Below are 18,140 nucleotides of genomic sequence, written 5' to 3'. Positions count from 1 at the left end.
GTGCTCCCTGAACTATCCGATGACCTGATCACGCGCCTGCGTGCGGCCTTCCGCGAGGCCGACTACACCGCCGACGGGGTGGTCGACGCGCTCGGGCCGGTCGCCCACGCCGCGCTCGGGCGGGGTGAGCCCGAGGTCGCCAAGCGCGAGTCCGAGGACTCCGGCGACCTCGGCGCGCTCGTCCGGCTGTTCCTGCTCGGCGACACCGAGCCCGACAGGAGCGTCCGCTCCGCCCTCGCGGGCGTCGACCTCGACGAGGCGGTGCGCGCCGGGGTGCTCACCCCCGACGGCGACGGGTTCCGGGCCGGGCTTGACGTGCGGCCCTACGGCGACGACGAGGGCTCCTGGTGGGTGATCGCCGACCTGGACTCCGACCAGCGCGGCGGGCCCGTGCCGACCGACCACGTGCTCGGCGTCGGCCACGCCTCCATCAGCCTCGCCCGCGCCACCTCCCGCAGGCCCGTCAAGACCCTGCTCGACCTCGGCACCGGCTGCGGCGTGCAGGCGCTGCACGCCGGCAGGCACGCCGAGCGCATCACCGCCACCGACCTGTCGGCCCGCGCCCTCGCGCTCGCCTCCGCCACGTTCCGGATGAACGAGGTCGACGTCCGCCTCGGCCAGGGCGAGTGGTTCGGGCCCGTGCGCGGCCGGAAGTTCGACCAGATCGTGTGCAACCCGCCGTTCGTGGTCGGGCCGCCGCGCGTGGACTACGTCTACCGCGACTCCGGCCTCGGCGGCGACGACGCCAGCGCGCTGGTCGTGCGGCAGCTGCCCGCGTTCCTGAACGAGGGCGGCACCGGTCAGCTGCTCGCCTCGTGGCTGCACCGCAAGGGCGAGGACTGGGAGGACCGGGTCGCGTCCTGGCTGCCGCGCGGCGGCGTGGACGCCTGGTTCGTGCAGCGGGACGTGGCCGACCCGGCGCTGTACGTGGGCACCTGGCTGCGCGACGCGGGCGTCGACCCGCGCTCGCCGGAGGGCCGCGCGCAGGCCGCCGGGTGGCTGGACTGGTTCGCGGAGAACGACGTGCTCGGCGTCGGCTTCGGGTTCGTGACGCTGCGGCGCACCGACGCGGCCGTGCCCGAGGTGGTGTGCGAGGACCTGCGCCACGCCTACGACGACCCGCTGGGTCCGGAGACGGCCGCCTGGCTGGACCGGGTCACCTGGTTGCGCGAGAATGGGACCGCCGAACGGCTGCTGGAGACCCGGTTCACCCTGCCGCCGACGGTGCTGCTGGAGGAGGTCTCCTCGGCGGTGGAGGACGGCTGGGAGTCCGTGGTGCGGCGGCTGCACCGCACGGACGGGCCGGGCTGGCAGCACGAGCTGGACGAGGTCGCGGCGAAGCTGGTGGCCGGGTTCCGGGGCGCGCTGCCGCTGGAGGACCTGCTCGCGCTGCTGGCGTACGCGCACGACCTCCCGCTGGGCCCGCTCACCGAGGCGGCGCTGCCCGTGGTCAGGGACCTGGTGCGGCACGGCATGGTGGCGCCCGCGTGAGGGCCGTCGCCGCGAGGGTGACCTCGGCGAGCGTCGAGGTGGCGGGCGAGGTCGTCGGCGCCATCGACGAGCCGGGGCTGCTGGTGCTGCTCGGCGTGCACGCGGACGACGACGCGGCCAAGGCCGTGCGGATGGCCGCGAAGCTGCACGAGCTCCGGGTGCTGCGCGACGAGCAGTCGTGCGCGACCACCGGGGCGCCCCTGCTGGTGGTCAGCCAGTTCACGCTCTGCGGCGACACGAGGAAGGGTCGGCGGCCGTCCTGGACGGCCGCCGCCCGGCCCGAGCACGCCGCCCCTTTGGTGGACGCGGTGGTGCGGGAACTTCGCAAGAAGGGCGCGAGAGTGGAAACCGGGCAGTTCGGCGCGGAGATGTCCGTGCGGAGCGTGAACGACGGTCCGTTCACGGTCCTCGTGGAACTCTGAGTCCCCCTTCTCAGGCAATCCTCAGGATAGGGCGCGCAACCGCTGTGACCGCAGTGACGTCTTGTCTGTTGAGGAAGCGGGAACCATTTCGAGGGTAGGCGCGTTTCCTCAAGTGTCCAGCCAAACGGCCGTTCGAACGCTGAAAGGCCGGGGCCGCGCAGCGCAGCGCGGGCTCGCGACACGACCGAACGCCAGCCCGCGAGAAGGGGGAGGGATCTCCATGACCGTCCCGAAGGTCCTCGACCGCGAGGTCGGGAACGACACGAGTGCCCCGAGCGTCGACTTGGACCTCGACGCCCAGGGACCGGCCGCCGACCTGGTCCGGGTCTACTTGAACGGGATCGGGAAGACAGCGCTGCTCACGGCCGCCCAAGAGGTGGAGCTGGCCAAGCGGATCGAGGCGGGCGTCTTCGCGCACCACGTGCTGGAGACGACCACCGCGCTGAACGCGGGGCGCGCCGACGAGCTGCGCGCCCTGGTCCGCGACGGCCTCAGGGCGAAGAACCACCTGCTGGAGGCGAATCTCCGGCTGGTCGTTTCTCTGGCGAAGCGGTACACCGGTCGTGGAATGCCTCTGCTCGACCTGATCCAGGAGGGCAACCTGGGTCTGATCCGCGCGGTCGAGAAGTTCGACTACACCAAGGGTTTCAAGTTCTCCACGTACGCCACGTGGTGGATTCGCCAGGCGATCACCAGGGGAATGGCAGATCAGGGCCGCACGATCCGCCTTCCGGTCCACTTGGTGGAACAGGTGAACAAGCTCGCGCGGATCAAGCGGGATCTGCACCAGCAACTCGGCCGAGAGGCGACGAACGAGGAACTGGCCGCCGAATCCGGCCTTTCCCCGACGAAGGTCTCGGACCTGCTCGACCACGCGCGCGACCCGGTGAGCCTGGACATGCCGGTGGGCGCCGAGGAGGACGCGCCGCTCGGTGACTTCATCGAGGACTCGGACGCGACCGACGCCGAGAGCGCCGTGATCTCCGGGCTGCTGCAGGACGACCTGCGCCGCGTGCTGGCCACGCTGGAGCAGCGCGAGCAGGCGGTGATCCGGCTGCGCTACGGCCTGGAGGACGGGCAGCCGCGCACGCTGGACCAGATCGGCAAGCAGTTCGGGCTGTCGCGGGAGCGGGTGCGGCAGATCGAGCGCGAGGTGATGTCCAAGCTGCGTCAGGGGGAAAGGGCCGCCAAGCTGCGCGCTTACGCGAGCTGAGACGGCCTCACCCGGTTGGCGGTGTTGACTTGGGGCTCACGCAGGAGCACGGTCTGCGTACACGAGCCTTGCGACACCCCAACCCAGAAGCATCCGCCGGGGAGTCGCACGCCGAGGAAGGTCGGGGCGGTCGGGGGCCGGCCCGGCCTTCCCTTATCCCGCAGGGGATTCCCGGAAGATCCCGGTAGACGTTCGCGGAGGCCCGGCGCCAGGGCGCGCCGGGCCTCCGCGCGTTCCGGGCGAGGTTCGCCACCTCCCCCACGACGCGAATCACACCACGGGACGCCGCCCGCGCCCGTCGCGGCGGTATAGGTTCGTCGGAACCCGAACGCGCGCAAGGGAGCCGCGACGTGCCCGCAGTACCCACCACATTCCAGTACACCGACGTCCTGCCGCTCGCGGCGGACACGACCACCGAGTACCGCCTGGTGACGCAGGAGGGCGTCTCGGTCGTGGAGGCCGCGGGGCGCAAGTTCCTCCAGGTCGAGCCGGAGACGCTGACCCTGCTGGCCAAGGAGGCCATCCGGGACATCCAGCACCTGCTGCGCCCCTCGCACCTGGCGCAGCTGCGCGCGATCGTCGACGACCCCGAGGCCAGCGGCAACGACCGGTTCGTCGCGACCGACCTGCTGCGCAACGCCTGCATCTCCGCGGGCGGCGTGCTGCCCATGTGCCAGGACACCGGCACGGCGATCGTGATGGGCAAGCGCACCGAGTCCGTGCTCACCGGCGGCGCCGACGAGGAAGCGCTTTCCCGAGGCATCTTCGAGGCGTACCAGGAGCTGAACCTGCGCTACTCGCAGATGGCCCCGGTCACCTTCTGGGACGAGAAGAACACCGGCACCAACCTGCCCGCGCAGCTGGACCTGTTCACCGCGCCCGGCGTCGAGCCGAAGTACGAGTTCCTGTTCATGGCCAAGGGCGGCGGCTCGGCCAACAAGACGTTCCTGTACCAGGAGACCAAGGCGCTGCTGAACCCCGCCCGCCTGGCGCGGTTCCTGGACGAGAAGCTGCGCTCGCTGGGCACCGCGGCGTGCCCGCCGTACCACCTCGCGGTGGTCGTGGGCGGGCTGTCGGCGGAGCAGAACCTGAAGGTCGCGAAGCTCGCGTCCGCCCGGTACCTGGACAACCTGCCCACCGAGGGCTCGGCCGCGGGGCACGCGTTCCGCGACGTCGAGCTGGAGCAGCAGGTGCTGGAGCTGACCCGGGACTTCGGGATCGGCGCGCAGTTCGGCGGCAAGTACTTCTGCCACGACGTGCGGGTGATCCGGCTGCCCAGGCACGGCGCGTCCTGCCCGGTCGGCGTCGCGGTGTCGTGCTCGGCGGACCGCCAGGCGAAGGCGAAGATCACGCCGGAGGGCGTGTTCATCGAGCAGCTGGAGCGGGACCCGGCGAAGTACCTGCCGGAGGTGACCGACGAGGCGCTGTCCGACGAGGTCGTGCAGATCGACCTGACGCGGCCGATGGCGGAGATCCGGGAGGCGCTGTCGGCGCTGCCGGTGAAGACGCGGGTGTCGCTGACCGGTCCGCTGGTGGTGGCGCGCGACATCGCCCACGCCAAGATCAAGGAGCGGTTGGACGCGGGCGAGGGGATGCCGCAGTACCTGCGGGACCACCCGGTGTACTACGCGGGCCCGGCGAAGACCCCCGAGGGCTACGCCTCCGGCTCGTTCGGGCCGACCACGGCGGGCCGGATGGACTCCTACGTGGAGCAGTTCCAGGCCGAGGGCGGCTCGCTGGTGATGCTGGCGAAGGGCAACCGCTCCAAGCAGGTGACCAGCGCGTGCGCCACCCACGGCGGCTTCTACCTCGGCTCGATCGGCGGCCCCGCCGCCCGGCTGGCCCAGGACTGCATCCGCAAGGTCGAGGTGCTGGAGTACGCGGAGCTGGGCATGGAAGCGGTCTGGAGGATCGAGGTCGAGGACTTCCCCGCCTTCGTCGTCGTGGACGACAAGGGCAACGACTTCTTCGCCGAGACCTCCACGCCGACGCTCCAGATCTCGTTCCGCAAGTAGCTCTCCCCGGTGCGGCGCCCCTCCGACGAAGGAGGGGCGCCGCACCGCGCGTTCCGGGGTCAGCGCTTTCCGGGGGTCAGCCGACCTCCTCGCGGCTCTCCAGCACGACCCTGCGCTCGCCGAGCGGCGCGTCGAGGGTGACGGTGAGCGGCACGGGGCGGAGGTCGTCGGTGCAGACCCCGTCGCCCCGCGGCGGGTAGTACGTGGTGACCAGGGTGATCAGGACCTGCTCGGCGGACTGCGCGGCGACCTCGGCCGAGGCGTTCTTGCAGCCGCCCGCCAGGCCGTTGACCAGCAGCGCCCGGCCGTCCGGGCCGACCTGGACCTGCTTGTCGTAGGTCTCCGGGAGCGCGGCGGCGTCGACCTTGGCGCCCTCCAGCGGCGCGGCCTGCGGGATCGGCTCGGCGCTGCGCTGCGGCGGTCGCTGCGGCTGCTGGTCACCGGGGGCGCCGGTGGGGTCGCCACCGCTGGTCGAGTCCGAGGGCACGGCGCCCGTGGGCGCTCCTGACAACGTTGTCGGCGCGTCGCCGGGCGCCGACGAGCCGACCGCGCCGGTGGGGTCCTGCCCGCCACCGGAGCACCCGGCCAGCGCGGCGAGGGTGACGGCGACGGCGGCGTTCCTCATCCTGCTGGGCCTCATGGTCCTAGGACGGTACTACCGGGCCGGGTGGTTGCAGCCGTGCGGACCGAAGGCCCGCCCGGTGCGGGCGGGCCTCCGGCGGGTGCTACTTCTTCTGCTCCTGCCTGGCCTGGAGCACCACGGCGCGCTCCCCCAGCGGCTGGTCGAGCTTCGCGGTCAGCGGCGGGAAGCGGATGTCCATCGTGCAGATCTCGTCGGCCCCGGACAGGGTCTCCACCAGCACGGCGATGACCTGCTGCTCGTTCTGCTCGGCGATCTCCATGCGCGACGTGCCGCAGCCGCCCTCCTGGCCGATGGCGCCGAGGACGAGCCCGCCGTCCTCGGTCCACGCGGTGCGCGGGCTGCCCTCGGCGAGCGCGCCGGCGTTGAGCTGGGCGGCGGGCACCTCGACCCCGCCCTGGGGCACGGCCGAGTCGAAGCCGGGGTCGGGCTCGGCCTCGACCGAGCTGGTGGTGGGCGCGGGCTCGGTGGTCAGCGTCGGGCCCGAACCCGCGCCCGCCCCGACCTCGCCGGACTGGCCGGACGCGCAGCCGACCAGCACAGCGGCCAGCAGCGCACCCGTTCCGATTGCGGTTCCTAGGCTCCTCATGCGCCTAGGACGGAACGGGACGGGCGTCGGGTTGCTCGGGGTGCGCACACTCAAGGGTGAAGGACCGGCTGCCCCCGGAGGGCGCCCAGCGCCTCGCCCATCGCCGACATCCGGTCCGCCGAGGCCAGGCCCGCGTGGTAGAGGTGCAGCTCGTCCACGCCGTAGTGCCGCCACTCCTCGACCAGGGCCGCCGCGTCGGCGTTCCTGGGCGGCAGCGCCAGCACGTAGGCGGCGATCGGGACGCCCGGCGCCGCCTCCCGCAGTGCCTCGATGGCGGGCAGGGACGCCTCGGGGCCGCCCCAGCAGGTCAGGGTGAGCACGTCCACCTCGGTCCCGACGCCGTCGGCGACCGTCGCGAACGGACCGGTGCCCCACGGGTCGGCGGTCGCGTGCACGACCGCCTTGGCCCCGGCGGCGCGGACCAGGCCGACCAGGTCGCGGCGCAGGTCGCGGGACAGGGCCGTGCGCGTGGCCCGCACACCGGCGGCCCACTCCCCCAGCGCCTCCTCGACGCTGGACGCCCCGCCGTCGACGCCCGCGCGCACGGCGGCCCGGACCGCGTCCGCGTCGGGGTAGCGCCGCTCGCAGGCCGCGCAGAAGCACAGCGACAGCAGCTTCTGGGCGACCGGGCCCCAGTCCGCGCCGTCGGTCTTCTCGTGGTGCCCGCCGTGCGTGAGGCCGAGCGGCCCGCAGGCCTCCAGCACCACGCCGTCCGGCGCGCCCTGGTCGAGCACCTCGGTCACCAGGTTCTTGGCGTACTCGGCGACGTCCGGGTTGGCCGGGCACAGGGCGTACGGGTAGCGGTCGCCGAAGGCGTTGCGCACCACCAGGTCCGGGTGCAGGTCGCCGAGCCTGCTGCTGTGCGTGAGCACGGTCCAGGCGTGCACGGGCAGCCCGACCGCGCGCAGGGCGTCGGAGGCCGCGCCGTACGGGTTCTCCCCGTCGACCCAGCTCGGCGCGGCGGGGACCAGCCTGCCCCACGCCTGCGGCCGGACCGGCAGGTAGAGCGCGGCGTGCCGGGCGTCGACCAGCCGGCGCCTCGGGTGGAACGGGGTGGCGGCGCGGACCGTGTGGTACGAGGCGGCCAGCGCCACCGCGTCCACGCCCAGCGCGGCGATCCGCTCGGCCGCCGCCGGGTCGCCGACGAGGTCCCAGGGGTAGGCGTGCGCGACGGTGGTCACCACCGGGGTCGTCTCCTCTCGTAGCCGGGGTCGATGGTCCGCATGTAGCCGGTGTCGTCGCGCTGCACGATGCCGCAGCGGCGGTAGTCCTCGGCGCGCGCGGCGAGCTTGTCCCGGTCCAGCTCGACGCCGAGGCCGGGGCCGGTGGGCACGGGCAGCGCGCCGTCCACGAAGGACAGCGGCTCGGTGAGCACGTCCCACGCGCTGTTCCACGGGTAGTGCGTGTCGCAGGCGTAGTCCAGGTTGGGCGTGGCGGCGGCCAGGTGGGTCATGGCGGCCAGGCTGATGCCCAGGTGCGAGTTGGAGTGCATGGACAGCCCGACGCCGAACGTCCGGCAGATCGCCGCCAGCTCCTTGGACCTGGCCAGCCCGCCCCAGTAGTGGTGGTCGGACAGCACGACCTGCACCGCGCCCGCCGCCACGGAGGGCGCGAGGTGCTCGAACGCGATCGTGCACATGTTGGTGGCCAGCGGCAGCGGCGACCCGGCGGCGACCTCGGCCATGCCCTCGATCTCCGGGCTGGGGTCCTCCAGGTACTCCAGGACGCCGTCCAGCTCGTGCGCGACCTTGAGCCCGGTGGTCGGCGACCAGGCCGCGTTGGGGTCGAGCCGCAGCGGGTGGTCGGGGAACGCCTCGCGCAGGGCGCGGATCGCGGCGACCTCCTCGTCGGGCGGCAGCACGCCGCCCTTGAGCTTGATCGACCGGAAGCCGTGCCTGCCGGTCAGCTCCCGCGCCTGGGCGACGACGCCGTCGGCGTCGAGCGCGGCGCCCCACTCGTCGGGCTCCGCGCCGGGGTGGCCTGCCCACTTGTAGAACAGGTAGGCGCTGTACGGGACGGCGTCGCGGACGGCGCCGCCGAGCAGGTCGACCACGGGGCGGTCCAGGGCCTTGCCCCGGATGTCCCAGGTGGCGACCTCGAACGGGGAGAACACCCGGTCGACCGTGGACTCGACGGTGAGCTGCCCGGTGAGCCCGTGCCGGTCCGAGCCCGCCTGGCCGCCGAGGGCGGTGGACACGCGGGCGCGGATGCCGTTGAGGTCGTGGACGTCCAGCCCGGTGAGGGCGGGCGCGGCGGCCCGGACCCGGTTCAGGTGGCCGATGTCCCCGTAGGTCTCGCCGAGACCGGTGAGGCCCGCGTCGGTGCGGACCTCGACGACCGTGCGCAGCACCCACGGCTCGTGCACGCCGACCGAGTTGAGCAGCGGCGGGTCGGGGAAGGCGATGGGGGTGACGACGACGTCGGTGATCCTCATCCGGCGAGCTCCGGTTGCCCGACCGCCCCGTTCGCACCGCCCGCCGAGGAGCCGTTCACCCCGGTCTCCTGCGCGCTCCCCGCCGTCTCCAGCGCGAGCGCCCGGCCCGCCGCCACGACCAGCTCCAGCTCCGCGAGGTGCTCGGGCGAGGGGTCGACCAGGGGCGCGCGGACGCCGCCGACGTCGAGGCCGGTGGCCCGGACGGCGGCCTTGACCAGCGAGACGGCGTAGCCGGGGACGCGGTCGCGCAGCTCGACCAGCGGCCGGTAGAACTCGGTGAGGTAGCGGCGCACCAGGGCGGTGTCGTCGGCGTGCACGGCCCGGTAGAAGCCGAGCGAGACCTCGGGGGCGAAGCAGAACACGGCGGACGAGTACAGGTCCACGCCGATGCCCCGGTAGGCCGGGACGGTCAGCTCGGCGGTGGGCAGCCCGTTGAAGAACTGGAACGGCTTCTCGACCCGCTCGCGCACGGCGAGCACGATCCGGTGCAGCAGGTCGATGTCTCCGAGACCGTCCTTGAGGCCCACCACGGTCGGCAGCGCGGCGATCTCGACCGCGGTGGCCGGGGTGAACACGGCGTTGTTGCGCTGGTAGGCGATCACCGGCAGGTCGGTGGCGTCGGCCACCCCGGCGACGTAGCGCACCAGCCCGGCGGGCGGTCCGGACACCAGGTAGGGCGGGAGCAGGAGCAGGCCGTCCGCGCCCGCGCGGTGGGCGGCCTCGGCGCAGCGGCGCGCCGTGGGCAGCGGTCCGCCGGTTCCCGCGAACACCGGCACCCTGCCCTCGGTGACCCGCGCCGCGACCGCGACCGCGCGCTCGAACTCGTCCGGCGCCAGCGCGTGGAACTCCCCGGTGCCGCACGCGACGAAGACGCCGCCCGCCCCGGCGGCGACACCGCGCCTGACGTGCTCGGCCAGCACCGCCTCGTCGAGCCCGCCGCCCGCGTCGAACGGTGTCACCGGGAAGAACAGCACCCCGTCGAGTTGCATACCAGACCTTCATCCCTTGATCGCTGGGTGGCTCCCGCGCCGGGTGGTCGATCGCGCGCCCGGCGCCGGGGCGGGACCGGCGGCGGCCGGCGCTCCCGCGTCTCGTTGGTGGTGTTCACTTGTCGACGCTCTAAAGCTGTGTTCACATATCTGAATTAGGGTCGTACTTGTGAACCCCTGGGGCGGACTGTAAGAATCGGCGCAGCGACGTGTCAAGTGCGTGTTGCCTGAACGTTTCCGTGGAGGACCCAGTGGCTGGAGGCACGTCACCCGCTCGGCCGAACGCGGTGAAGTCGGCGGACCGGACCGTGGAACTGCTGGAGGTGCTGTCCTCCTCGGAGCGCCCGCTCACCCTCACCGAGCTGCACCGCGAGCTGAGCTACCCGAAGTCCAGCCTGTACATGCTGCTCCAGACCCTCGTGGCGCGGGGCTGGGTGGAGCTGGACTCCACCAGGGGCACGTACGGCATCGGGGTGAGGGCGCTGCTCGTCGGCACCTCGTACCTCGACCACGACCCGGTGGTGCAGGTCGCCATCCGGGTGATGGAGCAGGTCAGGCGCGAGGTCAACGAGACCGTGCACCTGGCGCGGCTCGACGGCTCGGACGTGGTCTACCTGGCCAGCCGCGAGTCCGAGCACCACCTGCGGGTGGTCTCGCGCGTGGGCAGGCGGCTGCCCGCGCACTCCACGTCGCTGGGCAAGGCGGTGCTGGCCGCGCGCACCCCGCAGGAGGTCGACGCCGTCCTGCCGGCCACGCTGGACCCGCTCACCCAGAACACCGTCACCGACCGGGCGGCGCTGCACGCGCAGCTCGCGGGCTTCCGCGGGGTGGGCTACGCCCACGAGCGCGAGGAGAACACGCCCGGTCTCGGCTGCTTCGCGGTGGCGCTGCCCTACCGCACGCCCGTGCTCGACGCGATGAGCTGCTCGGTGCCGCTGGGCAGGCTCGACGGCGAGCACGAGCGCCAGGTGGTGGGGGCGCTGCTGCACGCGGCCCGCACCGTCACCGAGCTGCTGCGGCAGTTCGGCCGCTGATCCCCTCACGGAAAGGCTCCCCCGTTGACCGCACGGATCCTGATCACCGGCGCGGCGGGCATCGTCGGCTCGCTGATGCGCCCCCGGTTGGCCGCGCCCGGCCGAGTGCTGCGCCTGCTCGACGTCGCCGAGCAGCGCCCCGCCGAGGACGGTGAGGAGGTCGAGCTGGTGACCGCCTCGGTGACCGACCTGGAGGCGGTGGAACGGGCCTGCGAGGGCGTGGACGCCGTGATCCACCTCGGCGGGCACAGCCTGGAGCGGCCGTGGGCGGAGATCCTGGAGGTGAACATCAACGGCACGCACGCGGTGCTGGAGGCCGCCAGGCGGGCGGGCGTGAAGCGCGTGGTGCTGGCCAGCTCGAACCACGCGGTGGGGTTCTACGAGCGGGCGTCCGGCGAGGCCGGTGACGCGCTGTTCCCGCAGCCGGACAGCTACTACGGCGTGAGCAAGGCGGCCCTGGAGGCGCTGGGGTCGATGTACTCGGCGCGGTACGGGCTGGACGTGATCGCGATCCGGATCGGGTCGTGCTTCGAGAAGCCGCGCGACGTGCGGATGCTGTCGACGTGGCTGTCCCCGGACGACGGGGCGCGGCTGTTCGAGGCGTGCCTGTCGGCGCCGTCGCCGGGCTTCCGGGTGGTGTGGGGCGTCTCGGACAACACCCGGCGGTGGTTCTCGCTGGAGGCGGCGCGGGAGCTGGGGTACGTGTCCGAGGACGACTCCGAGGTGTTCGCGGCGGAGGTGATCGCCCAGCACGGCGAGCCGGACCCGGAGTCGTTGGCGCTGAAGTACCTGGGCGGTGTGTGGGTCGGTCCGGACTTCGACACGGCGGTTCAGGAGGCGGGCCGGTGAGCGGCGTGCAGGGGTACGACCCGAGGACCGGGGAGCCGTTCGGCGAGCCGGTGCCGGTGACGTCGGACGCGGAGGTGGACGCGCTGGCGCGGGCGGCGGAGGCGGCGTTCCCGTCGTGGTCGACGCTGCCCGGCGCGGAGCGGGCCGAGCTGCTCGACGGGCTGGCGGACGCGCTGGACGCGGAGTCCGGGCCGCTGGTGGAGACCGCGGACCGCGAGACGGCGCTGGGCGTGCCGAGGCTGACCACGGAGCTGAAGCGCACCACGAACCAGCTGCGGCTGTTCGCGGGGGTGCTGCGCGAGGGCAGCTACGTGGAGGCGGTGCTGGACGGCGCCGATCCCGACATCATCCCGCCGAGGCCGGAGCTGCGGCGGGTGCTGCGCCCGCTCGGGCCGGTGGCGGTGTTCTCGGCGTCGAACTTCCCGTTCGCGTTCTCGGTGGCGGGCGGCGACACGGCGTCGGCGCTGGCGGCGGGCTGCCCGGTGGTGGTGAAGTCCCACTCGGCGCACCCGAGCACGGCGCGCGAGACGGCGCGCGTGGTGGCGTCGGTGCTGCCCGCCGGGGTGTTCGGGATCGTGTACGGCACGCAGGCCGGGGTGGCGCTGGTCAAGCACCCGGCGGTGCGGGCGGTGGGCTTCACCGGCTCCACGGGCGGCGGGCGGGCGCTGTTCGACCTGGCGTCGTCGCGCCCGGACCCGATCCCGTTCTACGGGGAGCTGGGGAGCGTGAACCCGGCGGTGGTGCTGCCCGCGGCGGCGTCGGCGCGCGGGGCGGAGATCGCGGCGGGGTTCGCCGGGTCGCTGGTGATGGGCGTCGGCCAGTTCTGCACGAATCCGGGCCTGCTGTTCGCCCCCACCGCCCTGGTGCCCGCGCTGGCGGAGGCGGTGTCGGCGTCGGCGGGTGGCGCGATGCTGAACGAGCGGATGCGCGACTCGTACCGCTCGGGCACCGAGGACCTGGCGGCGTCCGGGCTGGCGTCGCTGGTGGCCGAGGGCACGGCCCCGGAGGCGGGCTGGACGGCGGCGCCGAAGCTGTTCACCGTGCCGGTGGAGGTGTTCGAGGAGAACCGGGAGAGGTTGACCGAGGAGCACTTCGGCCCGGCGGGCGTCGTGGTGACCTACGACGACCCCGCGCGGGTGCTGGCGCTGCTGCCGTCGCTGCCGGGGACGCTGACGGGGACGGTGCACGCGGACCCGGAGGAGCACGGCCTGGCGGCGCAGGCGGCGGAGGCGCTGAGGGGCGTGGCGGGCCGCATCATCTTCAACGCCTGGCCGACCGGCGTGGCGGTGGCGTGGGGGATGCACCACGGCGGCCCGTGGCCCGCGACGACGAACCCGCTGCACACGTCGGTGGGGGCGACCTCGATCCGCAGGTGGCTGGCCCCGGTGACGTACCAGTCGTGGCCGGACGAGCTGCTGCCGCCGGAGCTGCAGTCGGGGAACCCGTTGGGGATCCCGAGGCGGGTGGACGGGGTGCTGGGGACGCGCTGAGGGCGGTTCTCGCGGGTGATTTCGACGGGCGGGGCGGTGGTCTTCGGACCGCCGCCCCGTTTTGGTTGGGAGTTGTCCGCAGAAGTGCGCTTCGCAGTGGCGTGACGTGGCCTAGTGATGGCGGGGTCACACGCGCTCAGTGCGGAGAGGCGGCCAAGCGTGCACGAGGACCCGAGGGTGGTCACGGGGAACACCGTGAGCGGGATCGCGCAGGGCCCGGTGGCGATGGTGGGGACGGCGCGCGACGTCTACCTGAACACGTCAGCTCCGCCCCCGGCGTCGCCCGAGCGGCACGTCCGGGCCTGGGGCGATCCGGTGGAGCTGCCGCCCGCCGTGGTGGCGCTGCTGCGCGCCCAGGTCGAGGAGCGCCAGGACGAGCAGCCGCGCCCGGTCCTGGACGAGCGGGGCGACTGGATGGAGCCCAAGCCCCCCAGGGTGAAGCGGCTGGCCGTCCGGCCGCCCGCGAAGACCGTGCGGGAGGCGCTGGACGGGGACCGGCACCTGCTCGTCGTGGGGGCGGCGGGGCAGGGCAAGTCCACGCTGTCCCTGCGGCTGGCCTCGGACATCGCCGCGTGCTGGCTCCACGACGGTCAGGAGCACCCGCTGGCCGATCCGGTGCTGCCGCTGCGGGTGACCGCGCGCGAGCTGGCCGCGCGGCGCGGGCTCCCCTTCCCGGAAGCGCTGGCCGAGAGCCTGCGGGCCGAGTACGACTTCCTCCTCCACGCCCCGCCGTCGGCGGAGCTGCTGGGTCGCCGGGTCGCCGGGTGCCCGTGGCTGCTGCTGGTGGACGGCCTGGACGAGGTGGCCGACCCCGCCGACCGGGAGCGGCTGGTCAAGTCCTTGGCGCTGTGCGCCGCCGAGTCCCCCTACCGGGTCGTGCTCACCAGCAGGCCCCTGGACGGCTCCGCGCTGGCGCCGCTGCACCGGGCGGGGGCGCGGCGGTACGAGCTGCAGCCGTTCGACGAGGAGGGGCTGCGGCGGTTCGCGGCGAAGTGGTTCGCCGACGACCCCGAGGTGGCGGAGCGGTTCACCCGCGAGATCGACGAGGCGAACCTGGGCGAGCTGGTCCGCGTCCCGCTCCTGGCGACGCTCGCGGCGATCGTCTTCGAGCAGCGGGGGTGGCGACCGCTGCCGGACAGCCGGTACGAGGCGTACCTGGAGTTCCTGCTGTCCCGGCGGACCCCCTCGGCGGTGTTCGAGCAGCACCGGACGCCGCTGCTGGAGCACCTGGGCCGGGTGCGGGTGGAGACCGACACCTCGCTGACCGCAGCCGCGCGCCGCTGGGCCGCCGGGCACGTCCCGGCCGAGCGGTTGGCAGGCAGGTGGGAGGACGCGCTGACCACGTTCCTGGCCTCGTCGGGCCCGCTGGCCGCCCGCAACGGCGACCTGCGCTGGCTGCACGACGGTGACCGGGAGGCGCACCTGCTCGCCGCACGGCTGCTGGCCATGCACCTGCCCACGGGCGCAGACGCCACCGCGGAGTTCTTCGCCACCGCGCGACTGGGCGATGACCAACCAGTACCCGAGCCTGAAACTGGTGTCGCGGGTCAGCAGAGCGACCGGGCACACCGGCCTCCGGGACTGGCTGCTCGACCTGATGCGGAACCCGCTCGCCCCGTGGGCCACCAGAGCCGAGGCGGCCAAGGCGCTGGGCGTGCGGTTGCGGGGAGAGCACCGGGAAGAGGCGATCGCGTTCCTCACCGCGCTGGTCGACGATGGGACCGCAGTCGCGGAGATCAGGTTGGAGGCCGCAGAGGCGCTGTCCGAGGCGGGAGCCGTCCATCGGACTCCGGCGGAACGGGGATTGCGCGCCGTTCTGGCGGACCGGTACGCCTTCGCCGAGCACCACCGAACGGCCGCCGTGCTGCTGGCTGCGATGGGCCCGGCCGGCAATCGCGATGCCGCCGACTTCCTGCTGGGGGCGCTGGACGACCGCGAGACGCGCCCGTACGACCTGGTGACAGCGGCTACCGGCCTGCTGGAAATCGACTTCGCCCACCAGGCGAAGGCCGCCGAGGTGTACCGCCGAGTGCTGAACGATCCCGGTTCGCACGCTCTGGGGTGGGATGACGCGGCGTTGGGCATGTCCCAACTCGGACCCGACCACACCGCTGAGGCGGTCCGCTCCTTGCAGGCCGTGGCACAGGACCGCGCGCGGAGCTGCTCGATCCGGGTGAGAGCCGCGCAGGTTCTCGCAGGTCTTGGCCTCCAGCACGAAGCGGTGGCGGGCGAACTGACGATCACGCTGCTCGAAGAGCCCGGTCGCACCATCGATGATCGGCACACCTGCGCGAGCGCGCTGTCGAAGTTCGGCTCCCGGTTCAGGGATCGTGCGGTGGCAGAGCTCCGAGCGGTGATCACTCACCACAGCACCTCAATGCTGTTGGTGCGGCTGGCGGCGGTCGACCTGGGCGGTCTGGGCCCGGAGTGCTTCGAGGAGGCCGCAGAGGTGTTGTGGGCACTGTTGGTCGAGCTCCCCGCGCACGGACAGGGACGAGCGAGCGCCCTCAGCGATGTGGCAGCTCTCGGAATCCCTCACCGGGACAGGGCGTTGGGTGAACTGCACGAGCTGATGACCGATCGGCTCAGTCCTACCTTGGACCGCTGTGAGGCAGCAACACGGTTGATCGCCTCTGAACCCCGGTTTCACGCGGAAGCCCGCACGCACCTGGTGGAGATCGCTGGTAGCGCTCAGGACCCGGCACATGGGGAGGGCTGCTGTCACTCGACGCGAGCTTCCAAGGCCCGGCTTTGGCGTTCATGCTCGACCTGCTCGCGGCTCCCCCCGATGCTCCCTTGCTCATCTCCATAACCAAGCTCACCGAGTCATCCGGGGATCGACAGGTGGTCGGCGACGCGCTGGCCTCGATGGCGACCAGCTCGGCCGGACTCCGCGTCCGCTTCTCCGCCCTGTCCTGGCTGGTGGTGCTCGGCAAGCCGTTCCACCGACGTGCGGCGGACCTGGCCTGTGACTTGGCACGTTCGGCCACGGTGCCCGGTTTCGACTTCCCCTACCTCGCAGGGCTGGTCTCCCGCCTAAGCGCACCACTGCGCAGAGAGGTCGCCGACGCGATGCACAAGGTGCTGCAGGCGAGTCCACGGCAGGTGGTGGTGATCGCGCGGGCCGTGCTCAAGCTGGGCTTCGGTTCGGACCCCGTCATCGTGGAGGCGCTGCGCTCCGCTTTCGAGCACCCGGTGGCCGATCGTGGAGCACAGCGGGAGGCGGGCGTCCTCCTCGCCCGCATCGCCCCGACGCACCTCGCTTCGGTGACGAGAAAGGTGCTGACGCCCGAGGGGGAGGTCACCACCCGCGCTTGGGGAAGTTCGGTGACGGAGTTGGCGAGCATGGGTGCAGACGTCATCCTGGGGTTGGTGGCGCTCATCGACGACGAGACCTGTGACTACCGAGTGCGCATGACAGCGGGGCAGCGATCGAGCTGCGTACACGATCTGGCTCGCCACGCTGGACCAGCACACCACGTTGGAATTCGACCTGATCACCGAGATCGCTCGGAACTTCCCTCACATCTCCGGGGCACTGCTGCTCCACCTCCCCAGGAGCCTGCGCACCGAGGTGGAACGCGATCTCCTGGAGGACCGCACCCTGCCGCCGAAGATCAGTACGCCTGCCGAAGACATCTGGGGCAACCTCCCGCCGGGTCGCCGCAGTGGAGGCTCTGCTGAGCCTCTCGACCCGACTTGCCGACGAAGCCGTTGACACCCTCCGCGAGCTGACCCGACGCCCCTCCCATAGGCGACGGGCGTTGCGCGCGCTGGCGGAGTCCGGCGCGGAGGGTTGGCAGGACGTGGTGCCCGAAGCCGTGCGGATCGCCTCGGACGGGCAGCTCCCGCCGCGCGACCGGGTCGCTGCCATGTCCCTCGTCGTGGACATCGCACCACCCGAACTCACGGACGGGGTACGAGACCTCTCCGAGGACCTCCGCCTCTCGGTCCGGGACCGGGTCGCGGTGCTGCACGCCCTCAGGCACGTCATCGGGCTGTCGCCACTGCGTCGGGTTCGGGACGACGAGCAGACCTCTGCGGCAGCGCGGCGACAAGCCGGGAAGCTTCTCAAGCGCTTCGCTCCTCAGGACAGGATCGCCGAGGCACACCTGCTGAAGGCCATCGCGCACGACCGGGCAGCACCGCCCGCGCTGCGCGTCAGGAGCGCCGTCGATTTGCTCGGCTGTGGCGCTGCAGGCCGGGGGCAAGCCCTCCCCCTGCTCCTCGGACTGGCCCAGGAGGAAGCACTCCCGGCATCCGCCCGCACGAGGGCAGCACGAGCCCTCGTGGAAGAGGCCCCCGCGAGCCGCTCCCGTGCGCTGAAGGTCTTCCGCAGCCTCCTGCCCACCACCACCCCGCTCCAGCGCCGCGGGGTCTGGCTGGCGATCGGTGTCGTCGAGCCCACCGAGGCCGCCGTGGGGCTGCTGGAGATGGCCAGGAACCCCGACCACACCCCGGTCACCCGCGTCCGCTGCGCCGAGGCGATCACGACCCTCCGGCGCGACTGGAAGGACAAGGCCGCCCTCACCGCGCGGCAGATCGCCTTCGACACCACCGTCCCGTGGCACGTGCGTCGCACGGCCGCCCGGGACCTCGCCCGCTGGAGCGAGGTCTGCCGCGAGGAAGCCCGCGAACTCCTCCGCTCCCTCCCCCGCCAGCCCACCGGCCACACCAATCCGAGTATTCCTCGCAATTCCTGAACTCCCCCGCACCTGCAGAAGCCGGGAGGCGGGACTCGAGTCCGCCTCCCGGCTTTGCGCGCACGGCCGGTCGACTCCGACGCGGCGGCGAACCGGGATTACCCGGTTGGACCGAACGAACTTCGGTCAGGAAACTTATTCACGGCGGGGTTCCGCGACATAGCGGAACATTATTCACACCGCGTTGGCCGGTTCGGGGGACGTTCACCCCCCGCCAGTAGGCCGAACGAGTGCACCGGGAAAACGACGACGCTGCCGTGGGTGGATGCAA

15 protein-coding genes are annotated in these 18,140 nt (G+C 72.9%); 10 read left to right on the top strand and 5 right to left on the bottom strand.

Annotated elements, in window-relative coordinates:
* The 4 genes from AMIR_RS07500 (at nucleotide 1) to AMIR_RS07485 (ending at nucleotide 5,141) form a co-directional block, all read left to right on the top strand.
* The gene (locus tag AMIR_RS07500; RefSeq protein ID WP_041837453.1) at nucleotides 1-1,491 is read left to right on the top strand and encodes a DUF7782 domain-containing protein; all 1,491 of its coding nucleotides are present in this window, start codon (nucleotides 1-3) and stop codon (nucleotides 1,489-1,491) included.
* Nucleotides 1,488-1,913 carry a D-aminoacyl-tRNA deacylase gene (gene dtd, locus AMIR_RS07495; protein WP_015800335.1) on the top strand — a complete coding sequence of 142 codons (426 nt, stop codon included), beginning with the start codon at nucleotides 1,488-1,490 and terminating at the stop codon, nucleotides 1,911-1,913. Before AMIR_RS07500 ends, dtd begins: the two co-directional genes overlap by 4 nt.
* 220 nt (nucleotides 1,914-2,133) lie before the next feature.
* Nucleotides 2,134-3,126, top strand: a complete 993-nt coding sequence (locus AMIR_RS07490; protein ID WP_015800334.1) for a sigma-70 family RNA polymerase sigma factor — start codon at nucleotides 2,134-2,136, stop codon at nucleotides 3,124-3,126.
* A gap of 350 nt (nucleotides 3,127-3,476) precedes the next feature.
* Nucleotides 3,477-5,141 carry a fumarate hydratase gene (locus AMIR_RS07485; protein WP_015800333.1) on the top strand — a complete coding sequence of 555 codons (1,665 nt, stop codon included), beginning with the start codon at nucleotides 3,477-3,479 and terminating at the stop codon, nucleotides 5,139-5,141.
* Between the two features lie 76 nt (nucleotides 5,142-5,217).
* Here the strand turns inward: AMIR_RS07485 and AMIR_RS07480 are convergent, their stop codons facing one another.
* The 5 genes from AMIR_RS07480 to AMIR_RS07460 form a co-directional block, all read right to left on the bottom strand.
* Nucleotides 5,218-5,781, bottom strand: a complete 564-nt coding sequence (locus AMIR_RS07480) for a hypothetical protein (RefSeq protein ID WP_143760667.1) — start codon at nucleotides 5,779-5,781, stop codon at nucleotides 5,218-5,220.
* 85 nt (nucleotides 5,782-5,866) lie between these two features.
* Nucleotides 5,867-6,370, bottom strand: a complete 504-nt coding sequence (locus AMIR_RS07475; protein ID WP_015800331.1) for a hypothetical protein — start codon at nucleotides 6,368-6,370, stop codon at nucleotides 5,867-5,869.
* 50 nt (nucleotides 6,371-6,420) lie between these two features.
* Complete coding sequence (locus AMIR_RS07470) at nucleotides 6,421-7,554, bottom strand: hypothetical protein (RefSeq protein WP_015800330.1); 1,134 nt, start codon at nucleotides 7,552-7,554, stop codon at nucleotides 6,421-6,423.
* Complete coding sequence (locus AMIR_RS07465) at nucleotides 7,548-8,804, bottom strand: glucarate dehydratase family protein (RefSeq protein WP_015800329.1); 1,257 nt, start codon at nucleotides 8,802-8,804, stop codon at nucleotides 7,548-7,550. The genes AMIR_RS07470 and AMIR_RS07465 overlap by 7 nt, the downstream gene beginning before the upstream one ends.
* Nucleotides 8,801-9,793, bottom strand: coding sequence for a 5-dehydro-4-deoxyglucarate dehydratase (locus AMIR_RS07460; protein ID WP_015800328.1), 993 nt, complete (start codon nucleotides 9,791-9,793; stop codon nucleotides 8,801-8,803). The genes AMIR_RS07465 and AMIR_RS07460 overlap by 4 nt, the downstream gene beginning before the upstream one ends.
* Nucleotides 9,794-10,002: 209 nt before the next feature.
* On the opposite strand from AMIR_RS07460, the gene AMIR_RS07455 reads away from it, so the two are divergent.
* From AMIR_RS07455 to AMIR_RS07420, 6 genes are all read left to right on the top strand, one after another.
* Nucleotides 10,003-10,827, top strand: coding sequence for an IclR family transcriptional regulator (locus AMIR_RS07455; protein WP_373565524.1), 825 nt, complete (start codon nucleotides 10,003-10,005; stop codon nucleotides 10,825-10,827).
* A 24-nt stretch (nucleotides 10,828-10,851) separates the two neighbouring features.
* The gene (locus AMIR_RS07450; RefSeq protein ID WP_015800326.1) at nucleotides 10,852-11,676 is read left to right on the top strand and encodes an NAD-dependent epimerase/dehydratase family protein; all 825 of its coding nucleotides are present in this window, start codon (nucleotides 10,852-10,854) and stop codon (nucleotides 11,674-11,676) included.
* On the top strand, nucleotides 11,673-13,166 hold the full coding sequence (locus tag AMIR_RS07445; protein WP_015800325.1) for an aldehyde dehydrogenase (NADP(+)): 1,494 nt from the start codon (nucleotides 11,673-11,675) through the stop codon (nucleotides 13,164-13,166). Before AMIR_RS07450 ends, AMIR_RS07445 begins: the two co-directional genes overlap by 4 nt.
* 195 nt (nucleotides 13,167-13,361) lie before the next feature.
* Nucleotides 13,362-15,236, top strand: a complete 1,875-nt coding sequence (locus AMIR_RS36810) for an NACHT domain-containing protein (protein WP_187313491.1) — start codon at nucleotides 13,362-13,364, stop codon at nucleotides 15,234-15,236.
* Between the two features lie 681 nt (nucleotides 15,237-15,917).
* Nucleotides 15,918-16,850 (top strand): hypothetical protein, encoded by a 933-nt coding sequence (locus AMIR_RS38855; protein WP_143760665.1) that lies wholly within the window; start codon nucleotides 15,918-15,920, stop codon nucleotides 16,848-16,850.
* Nucleotides 16,835-17,869, top strand: a complete 1,035-nt coding sequence (locus AMIR_RS07420; protein WP_041836630.1) for a hypothetical protein — start codon at nucleotides 16,835-16,837, stop codon at nucleotides 17,867-17,869. The genes AMIR_RS38855 and AMIR_RS07420 overlap by 16 nt, the downstream gene beginning before the upstream one ends.
* Nucleotides 17,870-18,140: the final 271 nt, after the last annotated feature.

It is taken from the genome of Actinosynnema mirum DSM 43827 (genome assembly GCF_000023245.1).
Classification (GTDB): domain Bacteria; phylum Actinomycetota; class Actinomycetes; order Mycobacteriales; family Pseudonocardiaceae; genus Actinosynnema; species Actinosynnema mirum.
The sequence above is the reverse complement of the archived record's forward strand: the minus strand, read 5'-3'. Positions and strand labels throughout refer to the sequence as shown.